The 22,998-nt window shown below is 74.8% G+C and carries 19 protein-coding genes and 1 pseudogene; 8 read left to right on the top strand and 12 right to left on the bottom strand.

The annotated features are described in order from the left end of the window. Positions 1-13: 13 nt before the first annotated feature. The 4 genes from AC07BS_RS07115 (at position 14) to AC07BS_RS07100 (ending at position 4,786) form a co-directional block, all read left to right on the top strand. Complete coding sequence (locus AC07BS_RS07115; protein ID WP_478647459.1) at positions 14-1,543, top strand: sugar ABC transporter ATP-binding protein; 1,530 nt, start codon at positions 14-16, stop codon at positions 1,541-1,543. Continuing rightward, positions 1,540-2,580 (top strand): ABC transporter permease, encoded by a 1,041-nt coding sequence (locus AC07BS_RS07110; RefSeq protein ID WP_478647461.1) that lies wholly within the window; start codon positions 1,540-1,542, stop codon positions 2,578-2,580. Before AC07BS_RS07115 ends, AC07BS_RS07110 begins: the two co-directional genes overlap by 4 nt. Beyond that, entirely contained in the window at positions 2,577-3,731 is a 1,155-nt protein-coding gene (locus tag AC07BS_RS07105) for a substrate-binding domain-containing protein (protein WP_478930736.1), read from the top strand. Before AC07BS_RS07110 ends, AC07BS_RS07105 begins: the two co-directional genes overlap by 4 nt. Positions 3,732-3,994: 263 nt before the next feature. Continuing rightward, the gene (locus tag AC07BS_RS07100) at positions 3,995-4,786 is read left to right on the top strand and encodes an alpha/beta fold hydrolase (protein WP_478930734.1); all 792 of its coding nucleotides are present in this window, start codon (positions 3,995-3,997) and stop codon (positions 4,784-4,786) included. 91 nt (positions 4,787-4,877) lie between these two features. On the opposite strand, the gene AC07BS_RS07095 is transcribed toward AC07BS_RS07100, so the two are convergent. After that, on the bottom strand, positions 4,878-5,399 hold the full coding sequence (locus AC07BS_RS07095; RefSeq protein WP_478647467.1) for a DUF6328 family protein: 522 nt from the start codon (positions 5,397-5,399) through the stop codon (positions 4,878-4,880). 11 nt (positions 5,400-5,410) lie between these two features. Next, entirely contained in the window at positions 5,411-5,737 is a 327-nt protein-coding gene (locus AC07BS_RS07090; RefSeq protein ID WP_478647468.1) for a plasmid stabilization protein, read from the bottom strand. A gap of 137 nt (positions 5,738-5,874) precedes the next feature. Between AC07BS_RS07090 and AC07BS_RS07085 the strand changes: the two genes are divergently transcribed. Together AC07BS_RS07085 and AC07BS_RS07080 are read left to right on the top strand one after the other, a co-directional pair. Further along, the gene (locus AC07BS_RS07085) at positions 5,875-6,534 is read left to right on the top strand and encodes a UdgX family uracil-DNA binding protein (protein ID WP_478647470.1); all 660 of its coding nucleotides are present in this window, start codon (positions 5,875-5,877) and stop codon (positions 6,532-6,534) included. 89 nt (positions 6,535-6,623) lie between these two features. After that, positions 6,624-7,991: a phosphatase PAP2 family protein gene (locus AC07BS_RS07080; RefSeq protein ID WP_478647472.1), complete on the top strand. Its 1,368-nt coding sequence runs from the start codon at positions 6,624-6,626 to the stop codon at positions 7,989-7,991. Positions 7,992-8,038: 47 nt separating this feature from the next. Here the strand turns inward: AC07BS_RS07080 and AC07BS_RS07075 are convergent, their stop codons facing one another. The 6 genes from AC07BS_RS07075 to AC07BS_RS07050 all read right to left on the bottom strand — a co-directional run bounded on the left by AC07BS_RS07075 (position 8,039) and on the right by AC07BS_RS07050 (position 13,322). Continuing rightward, positions 8,039-8,629, bottom strand: a complete 591-nt coding sequence (locus AC07BS_RS07075) for a GTP-binding protein (RefSeq protein WP_478647474.1) — start codon at positions 8,627-8,629, stop codon at positions 8,039-8,041. After that, a complete protein-coding gene (locus AC07BS_RS07070) occupies positions 8,616-8,978 on the bottom strand; it encodes a DUF742 domain-containing protein (protein ID WP_478647476.1) in 363 nt (120 codons plus the stop codon). Before AC07BS_RS07070 ends, AC07BS_RS07075 begins: the two co-directional genes overlap by 14 nt. Continuing rightward, on the bottom strand, positions 8,975-9,382 hold the full coding sequence (locus AC07BS_RS07065) for a roadblock/LC7 domain-containing protein (protein WP_478647478.1): 408 nt from the start codon (positions 9,380-9,382) through the stop codon (positions 8,975-8,977). The genes AC07BS_RS07070 and AC07BS_RS07065 overlap by 4 nt, the downstream gene beginning before the upstream one ends. Then, positions 9,379-11,706, bottom strand: coding sequence for a sensor histidine kinase (locus AC07BS_RS07060; RefSeq protein WP_478930731.1), 2,328 nt, complete (start codon positions 11,704-11,706; stop codon positions 9,379-9,381). Before AC07BS_RS07060 ends, AC07BS_RS07065 begins: the two co-directional genes overlap by 4 nt. A 182-nt stretch (positions 11,707-11,888) precedes the next feature. Continuing rightward, positions 11,889-12,398, bottom strand: a complete 510-nt coding sequence (locus tag AC07BS_RS07055) for an O-acetyl-ADP-ribose deacetylase (RefSeq protein ID WP_478647482.1) — start codon at positions 12,396-12,398, stop codon at positions 11,889-11,891. Between the two features lie 21 nt (positions 12,399-12,419). Then, positions 12,420-13,322, bottom strand: a complete 903-nt coding sequence (locus AC07BS_RS07050; RefSeq protein WP_478930729.1) for an NAD(P)-dependent oxidoreductase — start codon at positions 13,320-13,322, stop codon at positions 12,420-12,422. A gap of 141 nt (positions 13,323-13,463) precedes the next feature. On the opposite strand from AC07BS_RS07050, the gene AC07BS_RS07045 reads away from it, so the two are divergent. Continuing rightward, positions 13,464-16,754 carry an AfsR/SARP family transcriptional regulator gene (locus AC07BS_RS07045; protein ID WP_478930727.1) on the top strand — a complete coding sequence of 1,097 codons (3,291 nt, stop codon included), beginning with the start codon at positions 13,464-13,466 and terminating at the stop codon, positions 16,752-16,754. On the opposite strand, the gene AC07BS_RS07040 is transcribed toward AC07BS_RS07045, so the two are convergent. Then, a complete protein-coding gene (locus AC07BS_RS07040; RefSeq protein WP_478930983.1) occupies positions 16,715-17,716 on the bottom strand; it encodes a GlxA family transcriptional regulator in 1,002 nt (333 codons plus the stop codon). The genes AC07BS_RS07045 and AC07BS_RS07040 overlap by 40 nt on opposite strands. 99 nt (positions 17,717-17,815) lie before the next feature. Between AC07BS_RS07040 and AC07BS_RS07035 the strand changes: the two genes are divergently transcribed. After that, positions 17,816-18,412, top strand: coding sequence for a cysteine hydrolase family protein (locus tag AC07BS_RS07035; protein ID WP_478647490.1), 597 nt, complete (start codon positions 17,816-17,818; stop codon positions 18,410-18,412). Between the two features lie 318 nt (positions 18,413-18,730). Here the strand turns inward: AC07BS_RS07035 and AC07BS_RS07030 are convergent. From AC07BS_RS07030 to AC07BS_RS07020, 3 genes and pseudogenes are all read right to left on the bottom strand, one after another. Then, positions 18,731-19,525: pseudogene (locus tag AC07BS_RS07030) on the bottom strand (DMT family transporter); the annotation flags it as partial. Between the two features lie 103 nt (positions 19,526-19,628). Further along, on the bottom strand, positions 19,629-21,089 hold the full coding sequence (locus AC07BS_RS07025) for a pyridoxal phosphate-dependent decarboxylase family protein (protein WP_478930725.1): 1,461 nt from the start codon (positions 21,087-21,089) through the stop codon (positions 19,629-19,631). Positions 21,090-21,132: 43 nt separating this feature from the next. Beyond that, positions 21,133-22,941: an NAD(P)/FAD-dependent oxidoreductase gene (locus AC07BS_RS07020; protein WP_478930723.1), complete on the bottom strand. Its 1,809-nt coding sequence runs from the start codon at positions 22,939-22,941 to the stop codon at positions 21,133-21,135. Positions 22,942-22,998 lie beyond the last annotated feature (57 nt).

Raw genomic sequence — 22,998 nt, 5'->3', positions numbered from 1 at the left:
CCCGGAGACGTCCGTGCACGACACTCCCGACAGCAGCCCTCCCCCGGGCCGCGAACCCCCGCCCCTCGTCCGTATCCGCGGTCTGAGCAAGCGGTTCGGCGGCACCGTCGCGCTGGACGGGGTCGACCTCGACGTCCGGTCCGGCAGCGTCCTGGCCCTGCTCGGGCCCAACGGCGCCGGGAAGTCCACCCTCATCAAGGTGCTCGCCGGCGTCCACCGCGCGGACGCCGGCGAGGTGACCGTCGCCGGGCACCCCCTCGGCACCGAGGCCGCCTCCCGCGCCATGTCGTTCATCCACCAGGACCTGGGCCTGGTGGGCTGGATGACCGTCGCCGAGAACATCGCCCTGGGCACCGGCTACCCGCGCCGCGCGGGCCTGGTGTCCTGGCGGCTCACGCGCCGGCGCTGCGCCGAGGCCCTGGCCGTGGTCGCCGCGCACCTCGACCCGGACGCCGTCGTCGCCCACCTCACCCGGGCCGAGCGCTCCCTGGTCGCCATCGCCCGCGCCCTGTGCACCGACGCCCGGCTCATCGTGCTGGACGAGCCGACCGCCAGCCTCCCGGCCGCCGACTGCGCCCGGCTGTTCGGCGTCCTGCGCGCGCTGCGCGACCGCGGCCACGCGATCGTCTTCGTCACCCACCGGATCGACGAGGTCCACCAGGTCGCCGACGTCTTCGCGGTGCTGCGCGACGGCCGCCTCGTCAGCCGGGGCGCGCTCGCCGGCTACGGCCCCGCCCGGCTGGTGCGCGACATCGTCGGCCACGAACCCGGCGGCCACCTGATCGCCGCCCCGGCCCCGGGCCCGCCCGTCCTGGTCCTCGACGGGGTGCGCACAGCGGGCGCCGGACCGGTCGACCTGCGGCTGCGCGCCGGCGAGATCGTCGGCATGGTGGGCCTCACCGGTGCCGGCCACATGGAGCTGGGCCGCGCCCTCGCCGGCGCCCGGCCCCTGACCGGCGGCACCGCCCTGCTCGACGGCCGCCCGTACCGGCCCGGCTCGGTCACGGCCGCCGTCGCGGCCGGCACCGGCTTCGTGACCAGCAACCGCTGGGAGGAGGGCTGCGCCCCGGAACTGACCGTGCGTGAGAACCTGCTGGCCAACCCCGGGGCGGGCGGCGCCCCGCACTGGATCGGCCCGCGGCGCGAGCGGGCCGAGGCCGCGGCGCTCGTCGCCCGCTTCTCGGTGCTCCCCCCGGACGGCGAGGCGCCGATCGCCGCGCTGTCCGGCGGCAACCAGCAGAAGGTCATGATCGGCCGGTGGCTGCGGCTCAGCCGGCGGCTGCTCGTCCTGGAGGAACCGACCGCCGGGGTGGACGTCGGCGCCAAGGCGGCCATCCACCGCCTGCTCCAGGAGGCACTGGCGGACGGGCCGGCCGCGCTGCTCGTCTCCACCGACTTCGAGGAGGTCGCCGGCGTGTGCCACCGGGCCCTGGTCTTCGTCCGCGGGAGGGTGGCCACGGAACTGAGCGGCGACGGCCTCACCGTCACCACGCTCACCCACGCCGCCTCCGACATCACCGCCCTCACCGGGATGCCCGGATGAGCCCGTCCCGGCACCCCGGTCCGGCCCGCCGGTTCGGGCACCTCGTCGGCGCGTACGGCCTCCTGGCGCTCACCGTCCTGCTGTTCACGGCCTTCTCCCTCGCCCTGCCGGACACCTTCCCCACGCTCGACAACCTCTCCGCCGTCCTGTCCAACCAGTCCATCACCGCCCTCCTCGCGCTCGGCGCCACCGTCCCCATCGTCACCGGCCGCTTCGACCTGTCCATCGGCTACGGCCTCGGCCTCGCCCACGTCATGACGCTGTGGCTCGTCGTCACCCACCAGTGGCCCTGGCCCCTCGCCTGCCTCGCGGTGATCGCCGGCGGCGCGGCCGTCGGCGCCGCCAACGGCACCATCGTCGAGTTCGCCCGGATCGACTCCTTCATCGCCACCCTCGGCACCGGCAGCGTCATGTACGCGTGCACCGGCTGGATCACCGGGGGCGCCCGCATCGTGCCCGGCCCCGCCGGACTGCCCGCCGGCTTCACCGACCTCTACGACTCCCGCTTCCTCGGCCTGCCCGTGGCCGCCTTCTACGTCCTCGCGCTCACCGCCGTCCTCTGGCTCGTCCTCGAACGCCTGCCGCTGGGCCGCTACCTGTACGTCATCGGGTCCAACCCACGCGCCGCCGACCTCGTGGGCATCCCCACCCGGCGCCACGTCATCCACGCCTTCACCGGCTCCGGGCTCGTCGTCGGCATCGCCGGCGTCCTCCTCGCCGCCCAGCAGCGCACCGGCAACCCCAGCGTCGGCATGGACTACCTGCTGCCCGCCTTCGTGGGCGCGCTGCTCGGCTCCACCGCGATCCGCCCGGGCCGCGCCAACGCCCTGGGCACCCTCCTGGCCGTCACCGTCCTCGCCGTCGGCCTCGCCGGCATCGGCCAGTTCGGCGCCCGATTCTGGGTGACGCCGCTGTTCAACGGCGTCACCCTGCTCATCGCCGTCGGCCTGTCCGGCTACGCCGCGCGCCGCCAGCTGCGCCGGCAGCGCGCCGACCCCGTCCGCACCCACCACGACCCGCCCCGGACCACCCCGTGAGAACCGCCGCGGCGCGGCGGCCGGTCGCGGCGACGGCGGTGACGGTCGTCGCGGTCGCCGTCCTCGCCGGGTGCGAGCGCGGCGCGTCGTCCGGCCCCGCGCCGACGGTCACCGCCCCCGCGACGCCCGGCTGCCCCGCCGTGCTGGCCGAGGCGGACGCGGCCGTACGGCAGGCCGAGCGGACGGCACCCGCCTGGGACGGCCCCGTCACCGGCCCCCGCGCGGTGCCCGGGAAGACCCTCGTCTACGTCGCGCAGACCATGACCAACCCCGGCGTCGCGGGCACCGCCGAGGGCGTACGGGAAGCCGCCCGGGACATCGGCTGGGACGTCCGCGTGATCGACGGGCAGGGCACCCCCGCCGGGATCCAGGCGGCGTTCGGGCAGGCCGTCGCCCTGCGCCCGGCCGGCATCGTCATCGGCGGCTTCGACCCCCGGCTGACGTCCCAGCAGGTCGCGCGGGCCCGGGCCGAGCACATCCCGCTCGTCGGCTGGCACGCGGTCGACTCCCCCGGCCCCAGCCGCGACCCCGAGCTCTTCACCAACGTCACCACCCGGGTCCAGGACGTCGCCCGGATCAGCGCCGACTGGGTCGTCTCCCACTCCCGGGGCGACGCCGGGGTCGTCCTCTTCACCGACGGCTCGATCCCCTTCGCCCGCAGGAAGTCCGACCTCATCAGGGAACGCCTCGCCGCCTGCTCCGGCACCCGGCTGCTGGCCGAGGAGAACATCCCCATCTCCGACACCGCCGCCCGCGTCCCCCAGGAGGTCTCCTCGCTGCTCTCCCGCTTCGGCGACCGCTGGACCCACTCCGTCGCCATCAACGACGTCTACTTCGCCGACGCGGCGCCCGCCCTGCGCGCCGCCCGCCGCAAGGGCACCGGCGCCCCCTACAACATCGGCGCGGGGGACGGCGACCCTTCCGCCTTCCAGCGCATCGAGAGCGGCCAGTTCCAGGCGGCCACCGTGCCCGAGGCGCTCACCGAGCAGGGCTGGCAGATCGTCGACGAGTTCAACCGCGCCTTCTCCGGCGCCCCCGCCAGCGGCTACGTCGCCCCCGTGCACGTCGCCACGGCGGCCAACAGCGCGGGGCTGACCTCCTGGGACCCGCCCGGCTACCGGGAGGCGTACCGGAGGATCTGGCACGGCTGACGGAACCGGCGGGGGGACCGGCAGGAGCGGCGGAACGCCAACTCCCTCCACGAGATCCAGGAGGGCTCCCACCTCACGCGTGGCGAGAAGTCGTCGCACGGATATTTCTCACACGAGACGGAGTCCGCCTCCGAGTGACAATGGGCGCCGCCCTCCCGCCGGCCCCACCGGCCGGCGGACGGTGCCCCACCGCGTACGGCCCGGCGGCACGGTCCCGCACGCCGCCGACATCGCCGGCCCCACGCCACGGAAGGATGCCCGCAGTGCCGTACGCCACGTCCCCGGACGGAACCCGCGTCGCCTACCAGGTGCGCGGCGAGGGGGACCCGCTCGTCCTCCTCGCCGGCCAGGCCAACAACCACCACTGGTGGGACGGCGTCCGCGACGACTTCCACACCGCCCGGGCCACGATCACGCTCGACTACCGCGGCACCGGCGACAGCGACGCGCCCGAAGGCCCGTACAGCACCGCCGGGTTCGCCGGCGACGTCGTGGCCGTGCTGGACGAGCTGGGGATCGGCCGGGCCGACGTCTACGGCACCTCGATGGGCGGCCGCGTGGCCCAGCTCCTGGCGGCGGAGCACCCGGACCGGGTCCGCCGCCTGGTGCTCGGCTGCACCTCGGCCGGCGGCCGGCACGGCGTCGAGCGTTCCGACGCCGTACGCCGTTCCCTCGCCGCGCCGGACCCCGGCGCGGCCCGGCGCGCCCTGCTGGACCTGATGTACACCCCGGTCTGGCTCGCCGCCCACCCCACGGGCCACCGCACGCTCGGCGACCCCGGCATGTCCCCGCGCGCACGCCGCGCCCACCTCCTCGCCAGCGACCGGCACGACGCCTGGGACGTCCTGCCCCGTATCACCGCACCCACCCTCGTGCTGCACGGCAGCGACGACCTGCTGAATCCCGCGGCCAACGCGCCGCTGCTCGCGCACCGGATCCCCGGCGCCCGCCAGGTGCCGATTCCCGGGGCGCGGCACGCCTACTTCGAGGAGTTCCGCGCCGTCGCGAGCCCGCTCGTGCTCGACTTCCTCGACCGTGAGGCGAACCGCTCATGACCCCCATCGCCTGAACGTCGCCGGACGCGCGGCGGGCTTGGCGGCCGGCGGGCGCGCGGGGCTGAGGACGGGGGCACGGGCGGGGCGGGGGTCACTTCCTCCGCTCGTACCGGTACAGGGCCCAGCCGGGGAGCCCGAACCAGCACAGCACCAGCCAGGCGACCACCCCGACGACCAGCCAGGGCACCGCGGAGTTGTGGAGGGCGATCCGCAGGATCAGCAACAGCGCCGAGGTGACGGTGGCCAGCAGCAGGACGACGCCGATCAGGGTCAGCCGCGCGGCCCAGGTCACCGTCTGCTCCTTGAGCCGGTGCCCGCTGACGATGCGGTGGAAGGAGACCGGCCCCACCAGGGCACCGGTCGTGGCCGCGCCCAGGACGACCGTGACGACGTAGATGACGCGATCGGTGGGGCCCAAGGTGGCGAAGCGCGGGGTGAAGGCGACGGTGAGCAGGAAGCCGAAGAGGATCTGCACACCCGTCTGGGTGACCCGCACCTCCTGGAGCAGTTCGCTCCAGCGGCGGTCCGCCCGCTGGGCCGGGGACTCGTGGCGCCCGTTGCGCCGCATCTCGCCGGGCGCGTCCGGCGGGTCCGCTCCGGGGTCGCTGTTCATGGAAGGGCGGGTCAGTCCCGGCCCAGGGCCCGCTTCAGCTCGTCCTTGTTCATGTGGGAGCGGCCCTCGATGTTCCGCTGCCGCGCCTCGTTGTAGAGCTGCTCCTTGGTCGGGCCCTGGGCTCCGGAGTGCGAGCGCTGCCCGCCGCGCCGGGAGGAGGACATGTCCTGGAGCGAGGTACGGCTGGCGGTCTTCGACTCGCCCGCGCGGGCGCGCTCCTTGTTGACGGTGCGCGCGGCGATCTCCTCCGCCCGGTCCGTGCTCTCGCCCCGGTCGAGGGCGCTCTCCTTGATGTGCTCGTACTGCCGCTCACGCTTGGCGCTGGAACCCCTGGGCATGCCGTCGTCCTTTCTCTCGTGCGTGCACATGCCCACCGTGGCACCCGCGACACCCGGGCGCAGGGCGGAAGCCGCCGATCGGACGGCCGGCGGGCGACACTGGGACGGCCCGGGAGCGGAGCAGGAGGGAGTCCCACGTGTCACGAGGAGGCGAGGGCTACGACGCCGGGCCCTACGTACCCGAAGGCGCCGGCCTGCGGGCCCTGCGGGACGCGGCGGCCGGCTGCCGGGGCTGCCCCCTGTACCGCGAGGCGACCCAGACGGTCTTCGGCACCGGCGACACCTCGGCGCGGCTGCTCCTGGTGGGTGAACAGCCGGGCGACCAGGAGGACCGGCAGGGCAGACCGTTCGTCGGCCCGGCGGGCGGGGTCCTGGAGCGGGCGCTGGGCGAAGCGGGCATCGACCCCGCGGGCACCTATGTCACGAACGCGGTCAAACACTTCAAGTTCGAGCCGGCGCAGCGCGGCAAGCGCCGCATCCACAAGGCACCGGACCTGAAGGAGATCAGGGCGTGCAAGCCCTGGCTGAGGGAGGAACTGCGCCTGGTCGCCCCCGAGGTCGTCGTGGCCCTGGGCGCGACGGCGGGCAAGGCCCTGTTCGGCTCGTCGTTCAGGGTGGGGCGACAGCGCGGGATGGCCCTGCCCCTCCCACCCCTGGACGGCACCCCGGAGCCCGAGGGCACCCTGGTGGCCACCATCCACCCCTCCGCGGTACTCCGCGCGAGCGACGCGGACCGCACCGCGATGTACGAGGGCCTGGTGACGGACCTGAAGGTCGCGGCGGGGCTGCTGCGCTGACGGCGGCCACCGGCGACGGCCGGGGCGAGAAAACAGCGAGAAGCCGGAGCAAAGGCAAATAAATCGACCAAATAATTGATGCCTATAGTATGCAGGTGCTTTCGCGAATAAACGGCAGAATCGAGCTTGCCGCGGGGCGTCGACCGCGGGCGGTCCTGTGGGCCGCGGTGGGTGTGGCCGCCCTCGGGTTGCTCGTCGCGCTGGAGATCGTCGCGCGTCGCTGTGCCGGGGTACCGGGGCCGATCACCAATCAGGTGCGAGAGGTGATATTCGCCCCCAAACCCGGGCCGCTGTACGGCGGTATGGCGTTGATGATGGTGGTGCTCACCTGGCGGCAGCGGTTCATCGCCGCCGGCGCCGCCATCGGCATCGACGTCGTCTTCGTGCTGGTGCGGTGGGCGGTCGACGCCAAGGTGGACAGCGACCATTTCTTCGGCAACGGCGCGTTGTGGGTGATGCTGGGCTGCGCGGTCATCGCCGTCACGCGCCGCACCGGCCCGGAACGCGCCCTGCTGCTCAAGGGCGTCGGGCTGGGGCTGCTGCTGGTGGCCGGCCGCAAGACCGGTGACACCTGGCTGCTCATCACCTCGAAGACCCGCCCCACGGTGCTCGACCCGTACGTGGCGATGGCCGATCACGCGCTCGGCAACCCGTCGTGGGTGATGGGCCGGCTCCTCAGGGCCACCGCCCCGGTCGGCACCCATGTGCTCGACCTGGTCTACGCCCAGCTCGCGGTGGCCGCGATCGTCGTCGCGCTCTACCAGCTGCGCGACGTGGCGGCCGAGCGCCGCTTCCCGGCCCACCACCTGGTGCGCACCTTCCTGGTGATCGGCCTGCTCGGGCCGGCCATCTACATGATCTTCCCGGTGGTCGGGCCGATCTTCGCCTACGGCCCGGGCACCTCCGGCACCGGCGGCGTCCAGTGGGCGGTGGCCGACCTGTGGCCGCACACGGCCCCGGCGATCGCCACCCCGCACCCGGTGCCGTACGACGGGATCACCCCGCGCAACTGCATGCCCAGCCTTCACACGGCATGGGCCGTCGCGATCTTCATCCACTCCCGCAAGGGCCCGCGCCTGCTCCGCTTCTTCGGCGCGTTCTGGCTGGTCTGCACGCTCGGCGCGACGCTGGGATTCGGCTACCACTACGGCGTGGACCTCGTCGCCGGCGTGGTGTTCTCGCTCACCATCGAGACGGCGCTGCGCGCGTTCGACCGCGGCTGGGACCGGTCGGGCATCCGGCTGGTCGCCTACGGCACGACGGTCTTCGCCACGCTCCTGGCGTGCTACCGCTACCTGCCGATGGAGATGGCCGAGTACCCGTGGCTGTTCGGGCCGCTCCTCATCGTGGCGTTGGCCTCGGTGATCTACGGCTACGTACGGACCACCCAGCGGTGGGAACGGGAACCGGTCGCCGCGCCGGCGCGGCAGCCGGAGCCGCAACCCGAACTGGTGTGAGCCGGACGACCGGGCCGCCGGGGCGAACGCCTCGGCGGCCCGGTCGGTCAGACGGCCGCGCCGACGCGCGCCTGGCTGATGAGCCGGTCCAGCAGCGCGAGCAGGCAGCCGTGGACGTCCGCCCGGGAGCGGGCGTCGAGCAGGAGGACGGGGACGTCCGGGTCCTTCAGGTGCAGGGCCGCCTTGATCTCCTCGGCGGTGTACGGCTGCTCGCCGTCGAAGCAGTTCGCGCCGACGACGAACGGCAGTCCGCGGTTCTCGAAGAAGTCGATGGCGGCGAAGCTGCGGTCCAGCCTCCGGGTGTCGACCAGGACGATCGCCCCGAGCGCCCCGTTCAGCAGGTCGTCCCACATGAACCAGAAGCGTTCCTGGCCCGGTGTGCCGAAGAGGTACAGGACCACTCCGGCGTCGGTGAGGGTGATGCGGCCGAAGTCCATCGCGACCGTGGTCGCCGTCTTGCCCTCGATGCCGTCGAGGTCGTCGACGCCGACGCCCGCGGACGTCAGCCGCTCCTCGGTGCACAGCGGATCGATCTCGGAGATCGCTTCGACCAGGGTCGTCTTGCCGACCCCGAAACCCCCGGCGACGAGGATCTTGACGGGGGACGCTTCCGGCGCGGCGGTGTCAAAGTCGGGCAAGGTTGTCCCTGATTTTCATGAGCAGGTGGACATTGGAGGTCTCGGAGGCGTCCAGCGGCGGCCGGTGGCGGATCAGCCCGCGTTCCAGCAGCTCGCCGAGCAGGACCACCATGGGAGTCAGCCGCATCCGCATCCGGGCGGCGATCTCGGCGACCGCCCGTCCGTTCGGCGACGGGCACATGGCGAGGATCTCCCGCCACTCCGTGGGCAGGCTGCCCTGACCGGGGTCGGAGGTCGCCGTGATCACGGTGTCCATCGTCAGGCCGTGCCGGGACGCGGCCGTACGCCCGTCGGTGAGGGCGTACAGCCGCGTCCGGCGGCGCCGTCCGGGCTGGGGGTCGGCCGTCATGCCGACGCGGGAGCCTGTGCGCGCTCGGGGGTGTCCAGCCACTCGCCGAGCGCCTGGGCGGCGCGGACCGTCTCGCCGCCCAGTTCGCCGAGCCGTGCCTTGCGGGAGGAGACCACGATCAGCGTGCTGCCCGATCCGCACCCGACGATGCACAGGTACCGGTCGTCCATCTCGACGAGCTGGCGGATCACCCCGCCGCCGTCGATCTCCCGCGAGATGGCCTTCATGGTGGACGCGATGCCGGAGGCCGCCGCGGCCACCCGCTCGGCCTGGTCCCGCTCCAGCATGTAGGCGCTGAGTTTGATCCCGTCGTTGGCGAGCAGCACGGCTCCCTGGATCCCCGCGATCCTGCTCAGGTTGTTGTCCAGGATGCTGTAGATCGCATCGTTCTGTGTCGTCGTCATGACTGGTCCCCTCGGAGCTCGAGTTCCACTTGCCTGGTGCCGTCTTCGTAGTCCGCCCAGGCGTCGGCCACCTCTTCGGGCGTGTCGGCGTCCCGGCCCACCGGTTCCTCCGCACGCGGCTCGCGGAGTCGCCGGGTCATATGGGTCTGCGGGACGCGCTCGGGGAGGGCCGGCCGACCGGGGGTGCCCCCGGAGCCGGACCGGGGCGGTGCCTCCGGGGCCGTCGGCGCCGTGTGGCCGGCCTGCCGCACCTGCTCCTTCGGCAGGCGGCGCGGCAGTTCCGACGGCCCGGGAGTGGGGTCGTCCGCGGGGTCGTCCGCGGAGCCGTCCGCCGGGTCACCGGTCCGCCGCCGCGGGACGAGCTTCGGCAGCCGCTCCTCGGCGGGCTGTGACGCGGGCGCGGGCGCGGAGTCCTTCGCCGGTTCCCGCGCCGCGGTGCCCTCCCGGGTCGGCACGAGGTGCTCGCCCGGGACGATCACCACGGCGGACGTCCCGCCGAACGCCGACCGGCGCAGCGTGACCGTCGCCCCGAGCTGGTCGGCGAGGTGGCCGACCACGAAGAGGCCGAGCCGGTGCGCGTTGCTGGCCAGTACGGAGTACGGCGGGGCCGAGTGCAGCCGGCCGTTCATCTCCTCGTACCGCTCGGCGGTCACCCGCGGGCCCCGGTCCTCGATCTCGACGCAGAGGCCGTCACCGACCAGTTCGGACCGGATGGCGACCCTCGCCGTCGGCGGGGAGAAGCGCGTGGCGTTGTCCAGCAGTTCCGCCAGGAGGTGGCTGAGCTGGCTGATCACGCCGGCCTCCACGCTGGTCTCGTCCATGGCGTGCCGGTCGATGCGCCGGAAGTCCTCGACCTCGGCGGCCGCCTCCCGCAGCACGTCGGCGATGCGCATGGGCTCCATGTGCGGGTCGGGGATCTCGCCGCCCGCCAGGATGAGCAGGTTCTCGATCTGCCGCCGCATGCCCACGGTCAGCTGATCGGACCTCATGAGGTCGGCGAGGAGTGCCTCGTCCTGGCCGAAGGCGTCCTGGATGTGCTCGGTGAGGGCGAGCTGCCGGCTGACCAGGTTCCCGGTCCGCGCGGCGATGCCGGAGGCGAACACGCTGAAGCCCTGTCGCTCGTCGGCGAGCTTCTGGTGTCCCTCCACGGATACGGCGACGACCTGGGCGAAGGCGTCGCTGACCCGTCCGACCTCGTCCTGTTCGCCCCTCGGCCGCGGCAGTGCGTCGGTGCCGACGGCCTCTCCGCGCCGGAGGCGGTCCACGATGTCCGGCAGGGTCTCCTCGGCGACCACCACCGTGCGGTCGTGGAGGGAGCGCAGGCGGCGCAGGACCGACCGCGTGGTGAGGACCACGACGGCGACGACCAGCAGGAGGGCGGCACCACTGGCGGCCACCAGCAGGACGACCTGGTTCTCCAGCTCCTCCGCCCGGTCGTCGGCGTTGGCGAGCAGCTCCTGCAGCTCGCTCTCGTTCAGGGTGTTCAGCTGGACGGAAAGGGTGCTGTAGGCCGCCCGCCAGTCGCCGGCGTCCGGCGGCAGCACGACGCCGGAGGAGACGTCCCGGTGCTCGGAGACGACCGCCCTCTCGATGCGGGACTTCGTCTGCCAGGCGTTCGAGGTGAGGATCCGCTGGAGGGCGTCCTGGTCGTCGAGGGGCAGGTCGAGGACGACCGTGTCGTACAGGTAGTTGCCCGCGCCGACGGCTTCGGTGAACTCACTGAACCTGGTGGTCGTCAGCTTTCCGGAGGGGCCCGACAGCGCCAGGATGGAATCCTCGCGGGCCACCACCTCCGCCGCCGAGAACAGGGCCACGAGCGAGGTCGTCTCCTGCGTCAGCCCGCCGTCGTCGACGTGGCTGAAGTCCCCGTAGCAACGGATCGTTCCGCTGATCATGTCGGTGAAGTAGTCGACGGTGTCGTCCGCGCTGCCGTGGCGGGCGTCGGTGCGTTCGCGCTGGGCACCCAGGTCGGCCAGGCGCCGCGTGACGTCGCGGAGGCGGTCCTTCGCCCGGTCGGAGTGGAGCTGGTCGAGGTCCGACGACTTCAGGAACGCGTCCACGGCCCGGTCGGTGGCGGCCCGGCGGCCGCGCAGATCGGCCCCGGACACGGGCATGCCCGACCACCACGCGGCGGTGATCGCGCGTTCGTCCTGAAGCGTGGTCATCAGCTGGTACAGGGGTACGCCGGTCTGCCGGCCGGCCAGTACGTCCTTGCGCAGATGCCGGGACTCCTCCACCGACCGGTCGGAGCTGATGAGGACCTGGACGCCCATCGCCACGGTGGGCACCACCGCGAGCCAGACGAGCAACGTCCGCAGGCGCACGACCCGTCGCCGGCCGCTGCGTGCTCTTCGTGCTCTTCGTATGTGTACCGGCTCGCCCGGGCCCTCGGATCCTGTGGGAGTCATCAGTCCTCGTCAAACACAGCCGGTCGTTTCGGAGTGGGTGCCGATCATAACCAGCCAATTCCCGGAGCATCAGTTGACGAGGAAGAACTGTGCTCCACTCATCGGAGCCGGGCGGCGAACGCCTCGTACGCCCGGTCGTCGAAGAGGACGAAACAGACCTCCTCCACCTCGGTCGGGGTCCGCTCCACCGTCTCCACCGCGATCCGGGCCGCGTCCTCGACGGGCCAGCGGTAGACGCCCGTCGAGATCGCCGGGAAGGCCACCGTCCGCGCGCCCAGCTCGTCCGCCACCCGCAGCGCCTCGCGGTGACAGGACGCCAGCAGCTCCGAGCGGTCCTCCGAAGCGGACCAGACCGGGCCCACCGTGTGGATGACCCAGCGGGCCGGCAGGTCGCCCGCCGGGGTGGCCACGGCCCGGCCGGTGGGGAGGCCCTTGCCGTAGTGGGAGGCCCGCAGGGCGCGGCAGGCCGCGAGGATCTCCGGGCCGCCCGCGCGGTGGATGGCCCCGTCGACGCCACCGCCGCCGAGGAGCGAGGAGTTCGCGGCGTTGACGACGGCGTCGGCCCGCTGCCGGGTGATGTCGCCCTTGACGAGGGTGATGTGGACCATGCCCCCATCATCCCTCCCCCGTCACCGGCCGGCGGGCTTCCCCACCACCTCGATCAGCGAGGCGAGGCTGTCGGCGCCGTGCCCGGCGGCCACCCGCTCGGCGAGCGCGTCGTGCAGCGGGGCCAGCAGCCCGTCCCCCAGGCCCTGGTCGTGGCCGGCCCGCAGGATGTTGCCGAGGCCGTCCAGGTTGACCCGGAGGCTGGAGACGTCGGTCGCGTAGTCGCCCGAGTCGATGGCCGTGGCCAGCTCCGGGAGCAGCCCGCGCATGGCGTCCAGCCACGGCAGCAGCAGCTCCATGAAGCCGGCCGCGCCGGCGTTCTCCGTCCGGACCAGGGCGACGGAGTGGAGGAACCCGGCGAACAGGCCGTACATGCCGGCCAGCATGGCCAGGTCGTGCAGTGCCGCGAGGCCGGCGTCCGCGCCCAGGTAGCGGGGCGTGCCCAGCAGGGCCAGCGTGTCCTCGTACTCCTCGAAGGCGTCCCGCGCCCCGCTGTGGAGCACGAGCGCGTGCGGCGTCCCGATCATCTGCGGTACGGCCATGATGCCGCCGTCGAGGTAGCGGGCGCCCTGGTCCGCCGCCCACGTCGCCATCCGCCGCGCCTGGTCGGGCGTGCCGTTGGTGAGGTTGACCAGCGTCCGGCCCGCCAGTTCGCGGCCGAGGGGGGCGAGGACGGTGTGCGCGGCGTTGTAGTCGGCCACGCACACGACGATCAGCTCGCTCGCCGCCACGGCCTCGGCCGCCGTGCCGGCGAGGACGGCGCCCCGCTCGACGAGGGCGGCGGACCGGGCGGCCGAGCGGTTCCACACGGTCGTCGGGTGACCGTGGGTCAGGAAGGCATCGGCCAGGGCGCTTCCCATCATCCCCAGGCCGATCACGGACACGGGCGTGCGGGTGCGGCCGGGGGTGCGGGGGATCTCGGACATCGCGGTGTTCTCCTTCGTCGCGGTGGGTTACGGGCATCACGATGGCCCGGGCCGCCCTCCGTCCTCTCCCGGTCCGCTCTCCGTCCTCTCTCCGTCCTCTCCCGATCGGGCCGCTCTCCGGTGCGCGGTTACTGTTGCCGCATGCGCTTCGGAGTACTGGGCCCGCTTCAGGTCAGGACGGAGACCGGCGAAGCGGTCACGGTGCCCGGCACCCAGGTGCGCGCCCTGCTGGCCGTCCTCCTCGCCCACGAGGGGCGGCCGGTGACCGCGGACCGGCTCGTCGCCGACCTGTGGGGCGAGGCACCGCCCCACGATCCGCGGGCCGGGCTGCAGACCCGGGTCTGGCGGCTGCGCCGGGCGCTGGAGGCGGCCGAGCCCGGCGGCCGGGACCTGGTGGTCTCGCAACCGGCGGGCTACGCGCTGCGGACCGGCGCCGCCGCGGTCGACGCCGACGACTTCGCCGAGCTGTCCGGCCGTGCGGCGGCGGTCGCGGACCCGCGCGAGCGGGCGGCGCTGCTGGCGGACGCGCTGGGTCTGTGGCGCGGCCCGGCCTACGCCGACTTCCTGGACGAGGAGTTCGTCCGCGGCACGGCCGCCCGGCTGGAGGAGCGGCGCCTGGTGGTGGTGGAGGAGTGGGCCGAGGCACTGCTGGAGGCCGGCGAGCACGGCCGGCTCGCGGGCGAGCTGGCCGACTGGACGGCCCGGCACCCGCTGCGGGAGCGGCTCCACGCCGCCCGTATCCGCGCCCTCTACGGCGCGGGCCGGCAGGGCGAGGCGCTCGCCGTCCACGCCGGGCTGCGCGAACGCCTCGCCGAGGAGCTGGGTGTGGATCCCGGCCCCGGGCTGACGGCCCTGCACCGGGCCGTGCTGCGGCAGGACCCGGACCTGACCCCCGTACCCGCGCCCCGGACCCCGGCCGCCGGCCCTCCCCCGCCGAGTACCAACCTGCCCGCCCCGCTCACCGCGCTCGTCGGCCGGTCCGCGCACGTCGCCGAGGTGGCCGCGCTGCTGGACGCCGGGCGGCTGGTCACGCTCACCGGGCCCGGCGGCGTGGGCAAGACCCGGCTGGCGCTGGAGGTCGCGGCGCGGGCGGCCGGCGACTTCCCCGACGGGGTGTGGCTCGTCGAGTTGGCCGGGCGCGAGGCGGGCGGCGACGCGGACCCGTACGGCACCGGTGACGGAGGCGGCACCGACCGGGTGACCGAGACCGTGAGCACCGTCCTGGGCGTCCGCGACGACGCCCCCGCGCTCACCGGGACCGACGGGTCCGTCTCCCCGGCCGCCCGGCTGGCCGCCGCGCTGCGCGGCCGGCGGACCCTGCTCGTCCTGGACAACTGCGAGCATCTGACCGGCCCCGTCGCCGCGCTGACGGAGACGCTCCTGCGCGCGGCGCCCGGGCTGCGGGTCCTCGCCACCAGCCGGGAGCCGCTGGGCGTCGCGGGCGAGACCCTCTGGGTGGTGCCGCCCCTGGACGTGCCCGGCCCGGAGGCGGACGCCGCTGCCGTGCTGCGGACCGCGGCCGTCCGTCTGTTCGGCGAACGGGCGCGGGCGGCGGCCCCGGGCTTCGCCGCCACCCCGGGCGACGCGGACGCCGTCGCGGAGATCTGCCGCCGTCTCGACGGCCTTCCGCTGGCCCTCGAACTCGCGGCCACCCGGGTCAGGGCACTGGGCGTGCGGGCGCTGGCCGAGCGGCTCGACGACCGCTTCCGGCTGCTGGGCCCGGGGCCGCGCGGCGGCCCGGCCCGCCAGCGGACGCTCCGGGCGGTCATCGACTGGAGCTGGGAGCTGCTGACGCCGCCCGAGCGGACGGTGCTGCGCCGGCTGTCCGTGCACGCCGACGGCTGCTCGCTCGACGCCGCCGAGGCCGTGAGCGCCGGGGAGGACGTACCGCGGGAGGAGGTGCTGGGCGTCCTGGCCCGGCTGGTGGACCGCTCCCTGGTCGTGGCGGCCGAGGACGCGCGCGGCCCGCGCTACCGCCTGCTGGAGTCCGTCGCGGCCTATGCCGCCGAACGGTTGCGTGAAGCGGGCGAGTCGGCGGCCGTACGAGCCCGGCACACGGCCCACCATGTCGGGCTCGCGGAGCGCGCCCTGCCGGGGCTGCGCGGCCCGGAACAGCGGCACTGGCTCGAACTCCTGGACGGGGAGGCGGCCAATCTCCACCGGGCGCTGACGACGGCCGTACGCGAGGGCGACGCGGCCTCGGCCCTGCGCCTGGTGAACGCGCTGGCCTGGTACTGGTACCTGCGCGGCCGGCGCGGCGAGGCCCGGCGCGCGCTGGACCTGGCGCTGTCGGCCCCCGGCGGGGCCCCGGCCGCCGCGCGCGCCGAGGCCACCGCCTGGCGCACGGGCATGGCGTTCCTGGAGGGCTCGGTCCTGGAGGGGGAGACGCCCCACCCGGCCGGGGAGGACGTCGACGACGACGTGCCGGACACCGCCCGCTGGTTCGCCGGCTTCGCCCGTACCGGTCACGGTGATCCGGCCGGCGGCGAGCGGCCCGTGGCCCGTGCCCTCGCGCGGTTCCGGGCCGCCGGGGACCGCTGGGGGACGGCGGCCGCGCTCCAGGCCCGTGCCGGACACGCCCTGCTGCGCGGCGACCTGGCCGCGCTGCGCCGGGACGGCGAGGAGGCGGCCGGGCTGTTCCGCGCGCTCGGCGACCGCTGGGGCCGGCTGCGGACGGCCGGGCTGCTGGCCGTGCTGGCGGAGGTCACGGGCGACTACGCGGAGGCGGACCGGCTCCGCCGGGAGGCGCTGGCGGACGCCGAGGAGCTGGGGCTGTGGGTGGAGGTGGCCGACGCGCTGGGCGGTCTGGGCCGCATCGCCCTGCTGTCCGGGGACCACGCGGCGGCGCGGCGCTTCCACGAGCGCTCCCGCGCCGTGGCGGTACGTCACGCGTACCGCAGGGGTGAGCAGTTCGCCGAGGTCGGCCTCGCGCTGGGGGCGCGGCGCGAGGGCCGGCCGGAGGAGGCCGAGGCGTATCTGCGCCCGTGGCTCGACTGGTGCCGCGCGGTGGACGGGAACCCGGGCAGCGCGCTGATCCTGGCCGAGCTGGGTTTCCTCGCCGAGGGGCGCGGTGCCGCCGGCGAGGCGGCGGCCCTGCACCGGGAGGGCTTCGCCGCGGCGCGCGGCTCCGGCGACCCCCGGGCGCTGGCGCTGGCCCTCGAAGGGCTGGCCGGCGCGGAGGCGCTGGCGGGCCGGCCCGGGCCGGCGGCGCGGCTGCTGGGGTCGGCGGCGGCGGCCCGGGAGGCGGCCGGGGCACCCCTGCCGCCGGGCGAGCGGGGCGATGTCGACCGCATCGGTGGCGCGCTGCGCGAGGCGCTGGGCGAGCGGGGGTACGCGGAGGCGTTCGCGGCGGGCCGGGCGCTGGACCCGTACGCGGCGCGGGCGCTGGTCGGCTACGAGGGGGCCGAGGCGGGCGAGAACGCCGCGCGGTAGGCGCGGGGGCTCGTCGACAGGCGGGCGGCGAAGTGCTGCCGCATGGTCACCTCGCTGCCGAAGCCCGCGCGCCGGGCGACCTCGGGCATGGCCAGGTCGGTGCGTTCCAGCAGCTTCTGGGCGGCGGCCAGGCGCTGGTCGAGGAGCCAGCGGGCGGGCGTGGTCCCGGTGCCGGCCGAGAAGTGGCGGGCGAAGGACCGCGGGGACATGCCGGCCCGGGCCGCCAGGTCGCCGACGCTCAGGGGCTCGTGGAGGTGGCGCAGGGCGTACTCCCGTACCAGGGACAGGGCGTCGGCGTCACGGTCCTCGGGGACGGTGGGCCGCTCGATGAACTGGGCCTGGCCGCCGGTGCGGAAGGGCGCGGTGACCATCGAGCGGGCGATGGTGGCGGCGGCCTCCGCGCCGTGCCCGGTGCGCACGAGGTGGAGGCAGAGGTCGATGCCGGCCGCGGTGCCGGCGGACGTCCACAGCGGGGCGGACGTGTCCGTGGGGGCGTCCGCCGTCGCGTCGAGGAAGAGGGCGTCGGGGACGACGGTCACCCGGGGGTGCTCGCGCCGCAGCAGGTCCGTGAGGGTCCAGTGGGTGATGGCGCGGCGGTCGTCGAGGAGCCCGGCCTGGGCGAGGGCGAACGCCCCCGCGCACAGGGCGGCGACCGGGGTGCCGCGCGCGTGGGCGCGGCGGAGGGCGTCGAGGACGGGCGGCGGGACCGGCGCCAGCGGGTCCACCAGTCCGGGGACGACGACGAGGTCGGCCCGGTCGAGCCAGGCGAGGGTCCGGTCGGGGGCGAGGCTGAGCCCGCCGGGCATGGGCACGGCGCGGTCGTGGTCGGCGGCACAGCGACGCAGTTCGAAGGCCGGGACGCCACGGTCCGTACGGTCCGCGCCCCAGACCTCGGTGATGACCGAGACGTCGAAGGAGCGGATGTTGGGGAAGGCAACCAGGGCGACGCGGTAGGGCGGCATGGCCGCAGTATGCCGCCCGGAGCCCGCTGGCGGAAAGCCATCGATCCTCGGCAGTCCTGCCACTGTCGGGGGTGGCCGCCCGGCGGCAGGATCATGGTCATGGACAAGCGAGAGATTCACCGCGACGCGGCACTGGTCGTCATCGACGTGCAGAAGGGCTTCGACGAGGCCGGGCACTGGGGTCCGAGGGACAACCCGGACGCGGAGGCCAACATCGAGGCACTGATCGACGTCTGGCAGGCCACCGGCCGCCCCGTGGTGTTCGTACGGCACGACTCCCCCAGCCCCGGCTCGCCGCTGCGCCCGGGGCAGGAGGGGAACGACTTCAAGGACTTCGTCGAGGAGCGGCGGGGCCGGGGCACGGCCCCGGAGCTGCTGGTGACGAAGACGGTCAACTCGGCGTTCTACGGCACGCCGGACCTGCGCGAGTGGTTCGAGGCCCAGGGGATCCGGCAGTTCGTGGTGACCGGCATCCAGACCAACATGTGCGCCGAGACCACGGCCCGCATGGGCGGCAACCTCGGCTACGACGTGTTGTTCGCGCTGGACGCCACCCACACCTTCGACCTGGAGGGGCCGGACGGATGGCGGCTGACCGCCGGGGAGCTGGCCCGGGCCACGGCCGTGAGCCTCCACGGCGGCGGCTTCGCACGGGTCGTGACGACGGCCGCGCTGGTCGAGGCCGCCAAGGCCTGACCGGGCCCGGTGGGGGGGGGGGGGGGGGGGGGGGGGGGGGGGGGGACCCCCCCCCCCCCCCCCCCCCGGGGGGACCGGACACCCACCCCCCCCCACAACCACCCCCCCCCCCTCCCCCCCCCCCTCCCCCTCCCCCCCCCCCCCCCCCCCCCCCCCCCCCCCCCCCCCCCCCCCCGCCGTGGGAACCGCGCGCCGCCCGGACTCCTCCCGGGAGCCGGCCCGCGCCAGGCCGGCCCTGTTGAAGAGGTACGAGCCGGCCAGCACACCGGCGATCACGAGGAGGCCGCCCCCGAGCTCGTGGGACGTGGGCGTACGGCCCTCCCACACAAGGTTGAACACCGCGCCGAACACCGCCTCCATGCCGATCACCGGGCCCATGACCGTGGCCGGCAGCCGGCGCGAGGCGATGTTCCAGAACCATGTCGCGCACCACGACCCGAGCACCGCCAGGGCCACGCACCACAGCAGGAACGGCCACAGCCGGCCGGCGTCCGCGAACGGCGACGGCCCGTCGCCCGACCGGGCCAGCGGCAGCAGGAACAGCGAACCGCCGAACGCCCCGAGGCCGATGCAGGCCGTCCAGGTGGTGTTGCCGGGGGCGGGCCGGGCGCGCCGCAGGGCCCACCGGTTGACGATGACGAAGTAGGACCAGGCGACGCAGGCGAGGACGCCGAGGACCACGCCGGCCGTCGCGTCCCGATCACTCCCGGAGCGGTCGGCGGACGAGCCGCCGTTCACCAGGAGCAGCCCGGCGGAGATCACCACGACCGGCAGGAGCAGCCGGCGCCACGGCAGGACCTTCTCCAGGGCGTTGGAGGCCAGCGTGACCAGCAGCGGGATCAGGCCGGTGAGGGTGGACGCGAGCACGCCGCCGCCGATCGCGGAGGACAGCGACAGCAGCAGGTAGAAGCCGATGTACCCGACGATGCCCAGGTGGGCGGCCAGCAGCGCCTGCCGGGCGCCCAGGGCCCGCGCCTCGTGCCGGTGCGCCACCAGGACGGCCAGGGACACCAGCCCGAAGACCGCGTACCGGCCCACGACCAGGTAGTAGACGTTCACGGGGGCGACGGCCGCCGGCCCCAGGAACGTGAAGCCCCACAGGGCCGTCGCCATGAGCGCCGCCAGCAGGCCCACCCAGTACGCGCGCGCCGCGCCGCCCGTCATCCCGTCACCTCTCCGCCGCCGTGCCGCTCCGTCACCGTGCCGGGTGATCAGCCTATTCCCGCCGGTCACGCAGCTCCGCCCCGATCGCCCGCACCTGGTCGACGAGGAAGTCGAAGTCGGCGAAGGCGGTGCGGTGGTTGTTGTCGGCCACGCGGAGCACGAACTTCCCGTCGATCACCGTGTGCGAGGGCATCGCCAGGCCCTCGGTCTGGAGCCGTTCCAGGACGCCCCGGTTGACGCGGTCGGCGGCGGCCGGGTCAGCGCCAGGCCACACGTACCGGAAGCAGGCCACGTTGAGGTCGCCGTGCGCGACGAGTTCGAGATCGTCGGCCGCCTCGACGAGCGCGGCCAGATGGGCGACCTGCGCGATGTTGGCGGCGATGCTGTCGGCGAACGCCTGGACGCCGTGGGTCTTCAGCGCGAACCACACCTTCAGCGCCCGGAACCGGCGGGACTGCTCGATCCCCCGGTCGGAGAACGCCAGCGGGTACGACGCCGGGCCCGCCGTCGTGGTGCTGATGTAGTCCGCGCTGGAGCTGAACGCGGCCTCCAGCGCGCCGTCGGCGCGCGTCAGCACACAGCTGACGTCGAACGGCATGTAGAGCCACTTGTGGAGGTCGAGGACGAGCGAGTCGGCCTCGATGAGCCCGGCGAGCAGGGGGCGGTGGGAGGGCAGGAGCTGGGCGAACGCGCCGAACGCGCCGTCCACGTGGTACCAGAGGCCTTCCTCCCGGGCCACCGCCAGCAGCTCGTCCAGCGGGTCGATCGCGCCGGTGTTGACGGTGCCGGCGTTGCCCACCAGGCACAGCGGGCGCAGCCCCGCCCGGCGGTCGTCCCGGATCGCGGCGCGCAGCGCGCCGACGCCGATCCGGAAGTCGCGGTCGACCGGTATCGCCCGGAAGAAGCGGCGGCCGATGCCGAGCAGTTCGACGGCCTTCTCCACGGAGTGGTGGGTCTCGGTGGAGCCGTAGACGGTGAACTGCGTGCCGGCCGCCACGGCGCCCTTCTCCCGGAAGCCGGCCACCGGCGAGAGCGCCTCCCGTGCCGCGGCCAGCGCCGTGACCTGTCCCATGGAGGCGCCGCTGGTGAGCAGCCCGGAGCCGCCGGCGGGCCAGTCCAGGGCCTCCTGGAGCCAGGAGATCACCTGTTGCTCGACCATCATCGCGGCGTTCTCGCCCGAGCCGAGGGTGCAGTTGATCACCGAGGCCAGCAGGTCGCCGTAGGCCGCGACGGGCACGCCGGAGCCATTGGCCCAGCCCCAGAAGCGGGGGTGGGTGTTGCCGCGCGGGAAGGGCTCGATCGTCGCGCGGAACTCCTCGTACACCTCGGCCGCCGGCCGGCCCTCGGTGGGCAGCCCGGTGCGGAACCCGGCCCGTATCTCCTCGGGGACGGGACGCCACACGGGCCGGTCGCGGAGCCCGGCGAGGTGGTCCACGACGTCGTCGACGATCCGCCTGCCCAGGGCCCGGAACTCCTCCCAGTCGGCGGGGTCCAGAGCGGGGTCGGTGTGCATGTCGTCCTCTTCTCGGAAATCTCTGTGCGCCCGCCCCGGCGGGTCAGGCGCGGGAGACCGCCGGCAGCGGGGCGGGGGCGCCGGCGGTCCGGGTCCCGGCCGTGAAGGCGGGGAAGCGCTCGGGGTGGTAGAGCAGGTGCATGGGGTGGTCCTCGCCGCGCAGCGAGGCCAGGACGGCGCGGGCCGTCGCGGGCGCCTGGGCGAACCCGCCGGTGTTGTGGCCGCCGTTGACGACGAACAGGCCGTCGTCGGCGGTCCGTTCGGCGTGGTAGAGCCCCAGCGAGGTGGCGGTCCAGGGGCGGACGCAGTACGTGAACGCGTAGTCGTCCCGGATCGCGGACGGGGTGCGCGGCCCGGGCCGGTCCGGGAAGAGGCGTTCGACGGTGTCGGCGATGCCCCGGCGGATCGCGGTGAGCTGGCGTTCGTCGGCCTCGGTGGTCGCGCCCGTGTAGCCGTAGCCGGAGCCGACGACGAGAATCTCCTGGCCGTCGGCGTCCACCGCCACCGTCACATTGGCGTCCTCGGTCACATGCCCGCGCCGCCCGACCTTGAGCGAATGGCGCAGGCGCGCACCGCCGTTGCCGACCCGCGCCCAGCCGCCCAGCACCCCGTGGATCTTTCCCTCGCACGGCGTGCCGCGCAGCAGTTCATGTCCGTAGACGCCCGGGGAGACGACGACGTGCGCGCCGGCGGGCACCGGCACCGGGCAGTCGAGGCCGGTCACCGTCCCGGACGGGTCCCGGCGCACCGCCGCGACCTCGGTGTCCCAGTGGAAGCGGACGCCCCGGGCGGTGAGCCACGCGACGACCCGGTCGGTGAACTTGTGCACGTTCAGCGTGAAGCCGGGCACGAACAGCCCGCCGGCCAGCGTGCCGTCGCCGAGCGGCCCGGCGAGTCCGGGGACCTCCCGCGCCAGCTCGTCCGGCGAGGGTTCGCGCAGGACCGCGCCGAGGGCGCGGTGCCGGGCCCGCGCGGCCTCCAGGTGCGCGGGGTCGCTGTACACCCGCAGGATGTCGTCGGTCAGGACGACGTCCTCGAACAGTCCGGGGTGCCGCTCGCGCAGCAGGTCCCACTCGACGCCCGCCTCGGCGGTCAGGGAGAAGACGTCCTCGGTGTACGCGCGGGCCAGCCAGGAGGGGACGCTCTCGAACTCGTCGATCCAGGCCCGTTCCTCGCGCGAGAAGGTGTGCGGCTCGCGGGCGAGCCAGCCGTGCCGCTCGACGGTGTGCCGGAACCAGTCGGGCGCGCGGCCGTGGAAGTCCTGGTTGTTGTAGACGTCCATCTCGGTGAACGTGAACATCCGGGCGTCGTCGCCCCCGTGGGTGCAGCCGTACGCCTCCCACTTGGCGGTGCCGGGCTCCGGGGAGCGGTCGAGGACGGTGACCCGGTGGCCGGCCTCGGTCAGGTACAGGGCCGTGACCAGGTTGACGACGCCGGCGCCGATGAGGACGACGGGGGCCGGGCCGCCGCCGGGCTCCGCGGCGGGCGGCGCCGGGCGGGACAGCGCGGCGTGCCGTTCGCAGCGGGCCAGGGCGGTGGCGATGGCCCGGAGCCCGCCGTCACCGTCGTGGCGTAACTCCGTGAGTCCGGTGCCGTTGTGGGGCGCCATGGGGTCGGGGCCGGTGGCGTACGACAGGACGGCGGCGCCGGGGACGTCGCGCTCCCAGCGGCGCAGGAGCTCGTCGTCCGGCCGCCGGGTGGTGACGAGGGCCGTGGCGCCGTGCCGGAGCAGGGCGTCGAGCAGCCGCTCGCCGGGGGCGGTGTCCAGGTCGGGGGCGTGCACGACGTTGCCGGGGCGCAGGAAGTCCGTCGACCCCAGTCCGGGGTGCGGGAGGGTGAGCAGAATCTTCATCTCGCGGGGAGTCCTGTTCTGCAGTTCTGCGAAAGGTGAGTCTGCGGGAGGGTAGGG

This window comes from Streptomyces sp. NPDC044063 (assembly GCF_056434285.1).
Note: the sequence above shows the minus strand (reverse complement) of the source record. Positions and strands in the feature narration are given on the sequence as shown.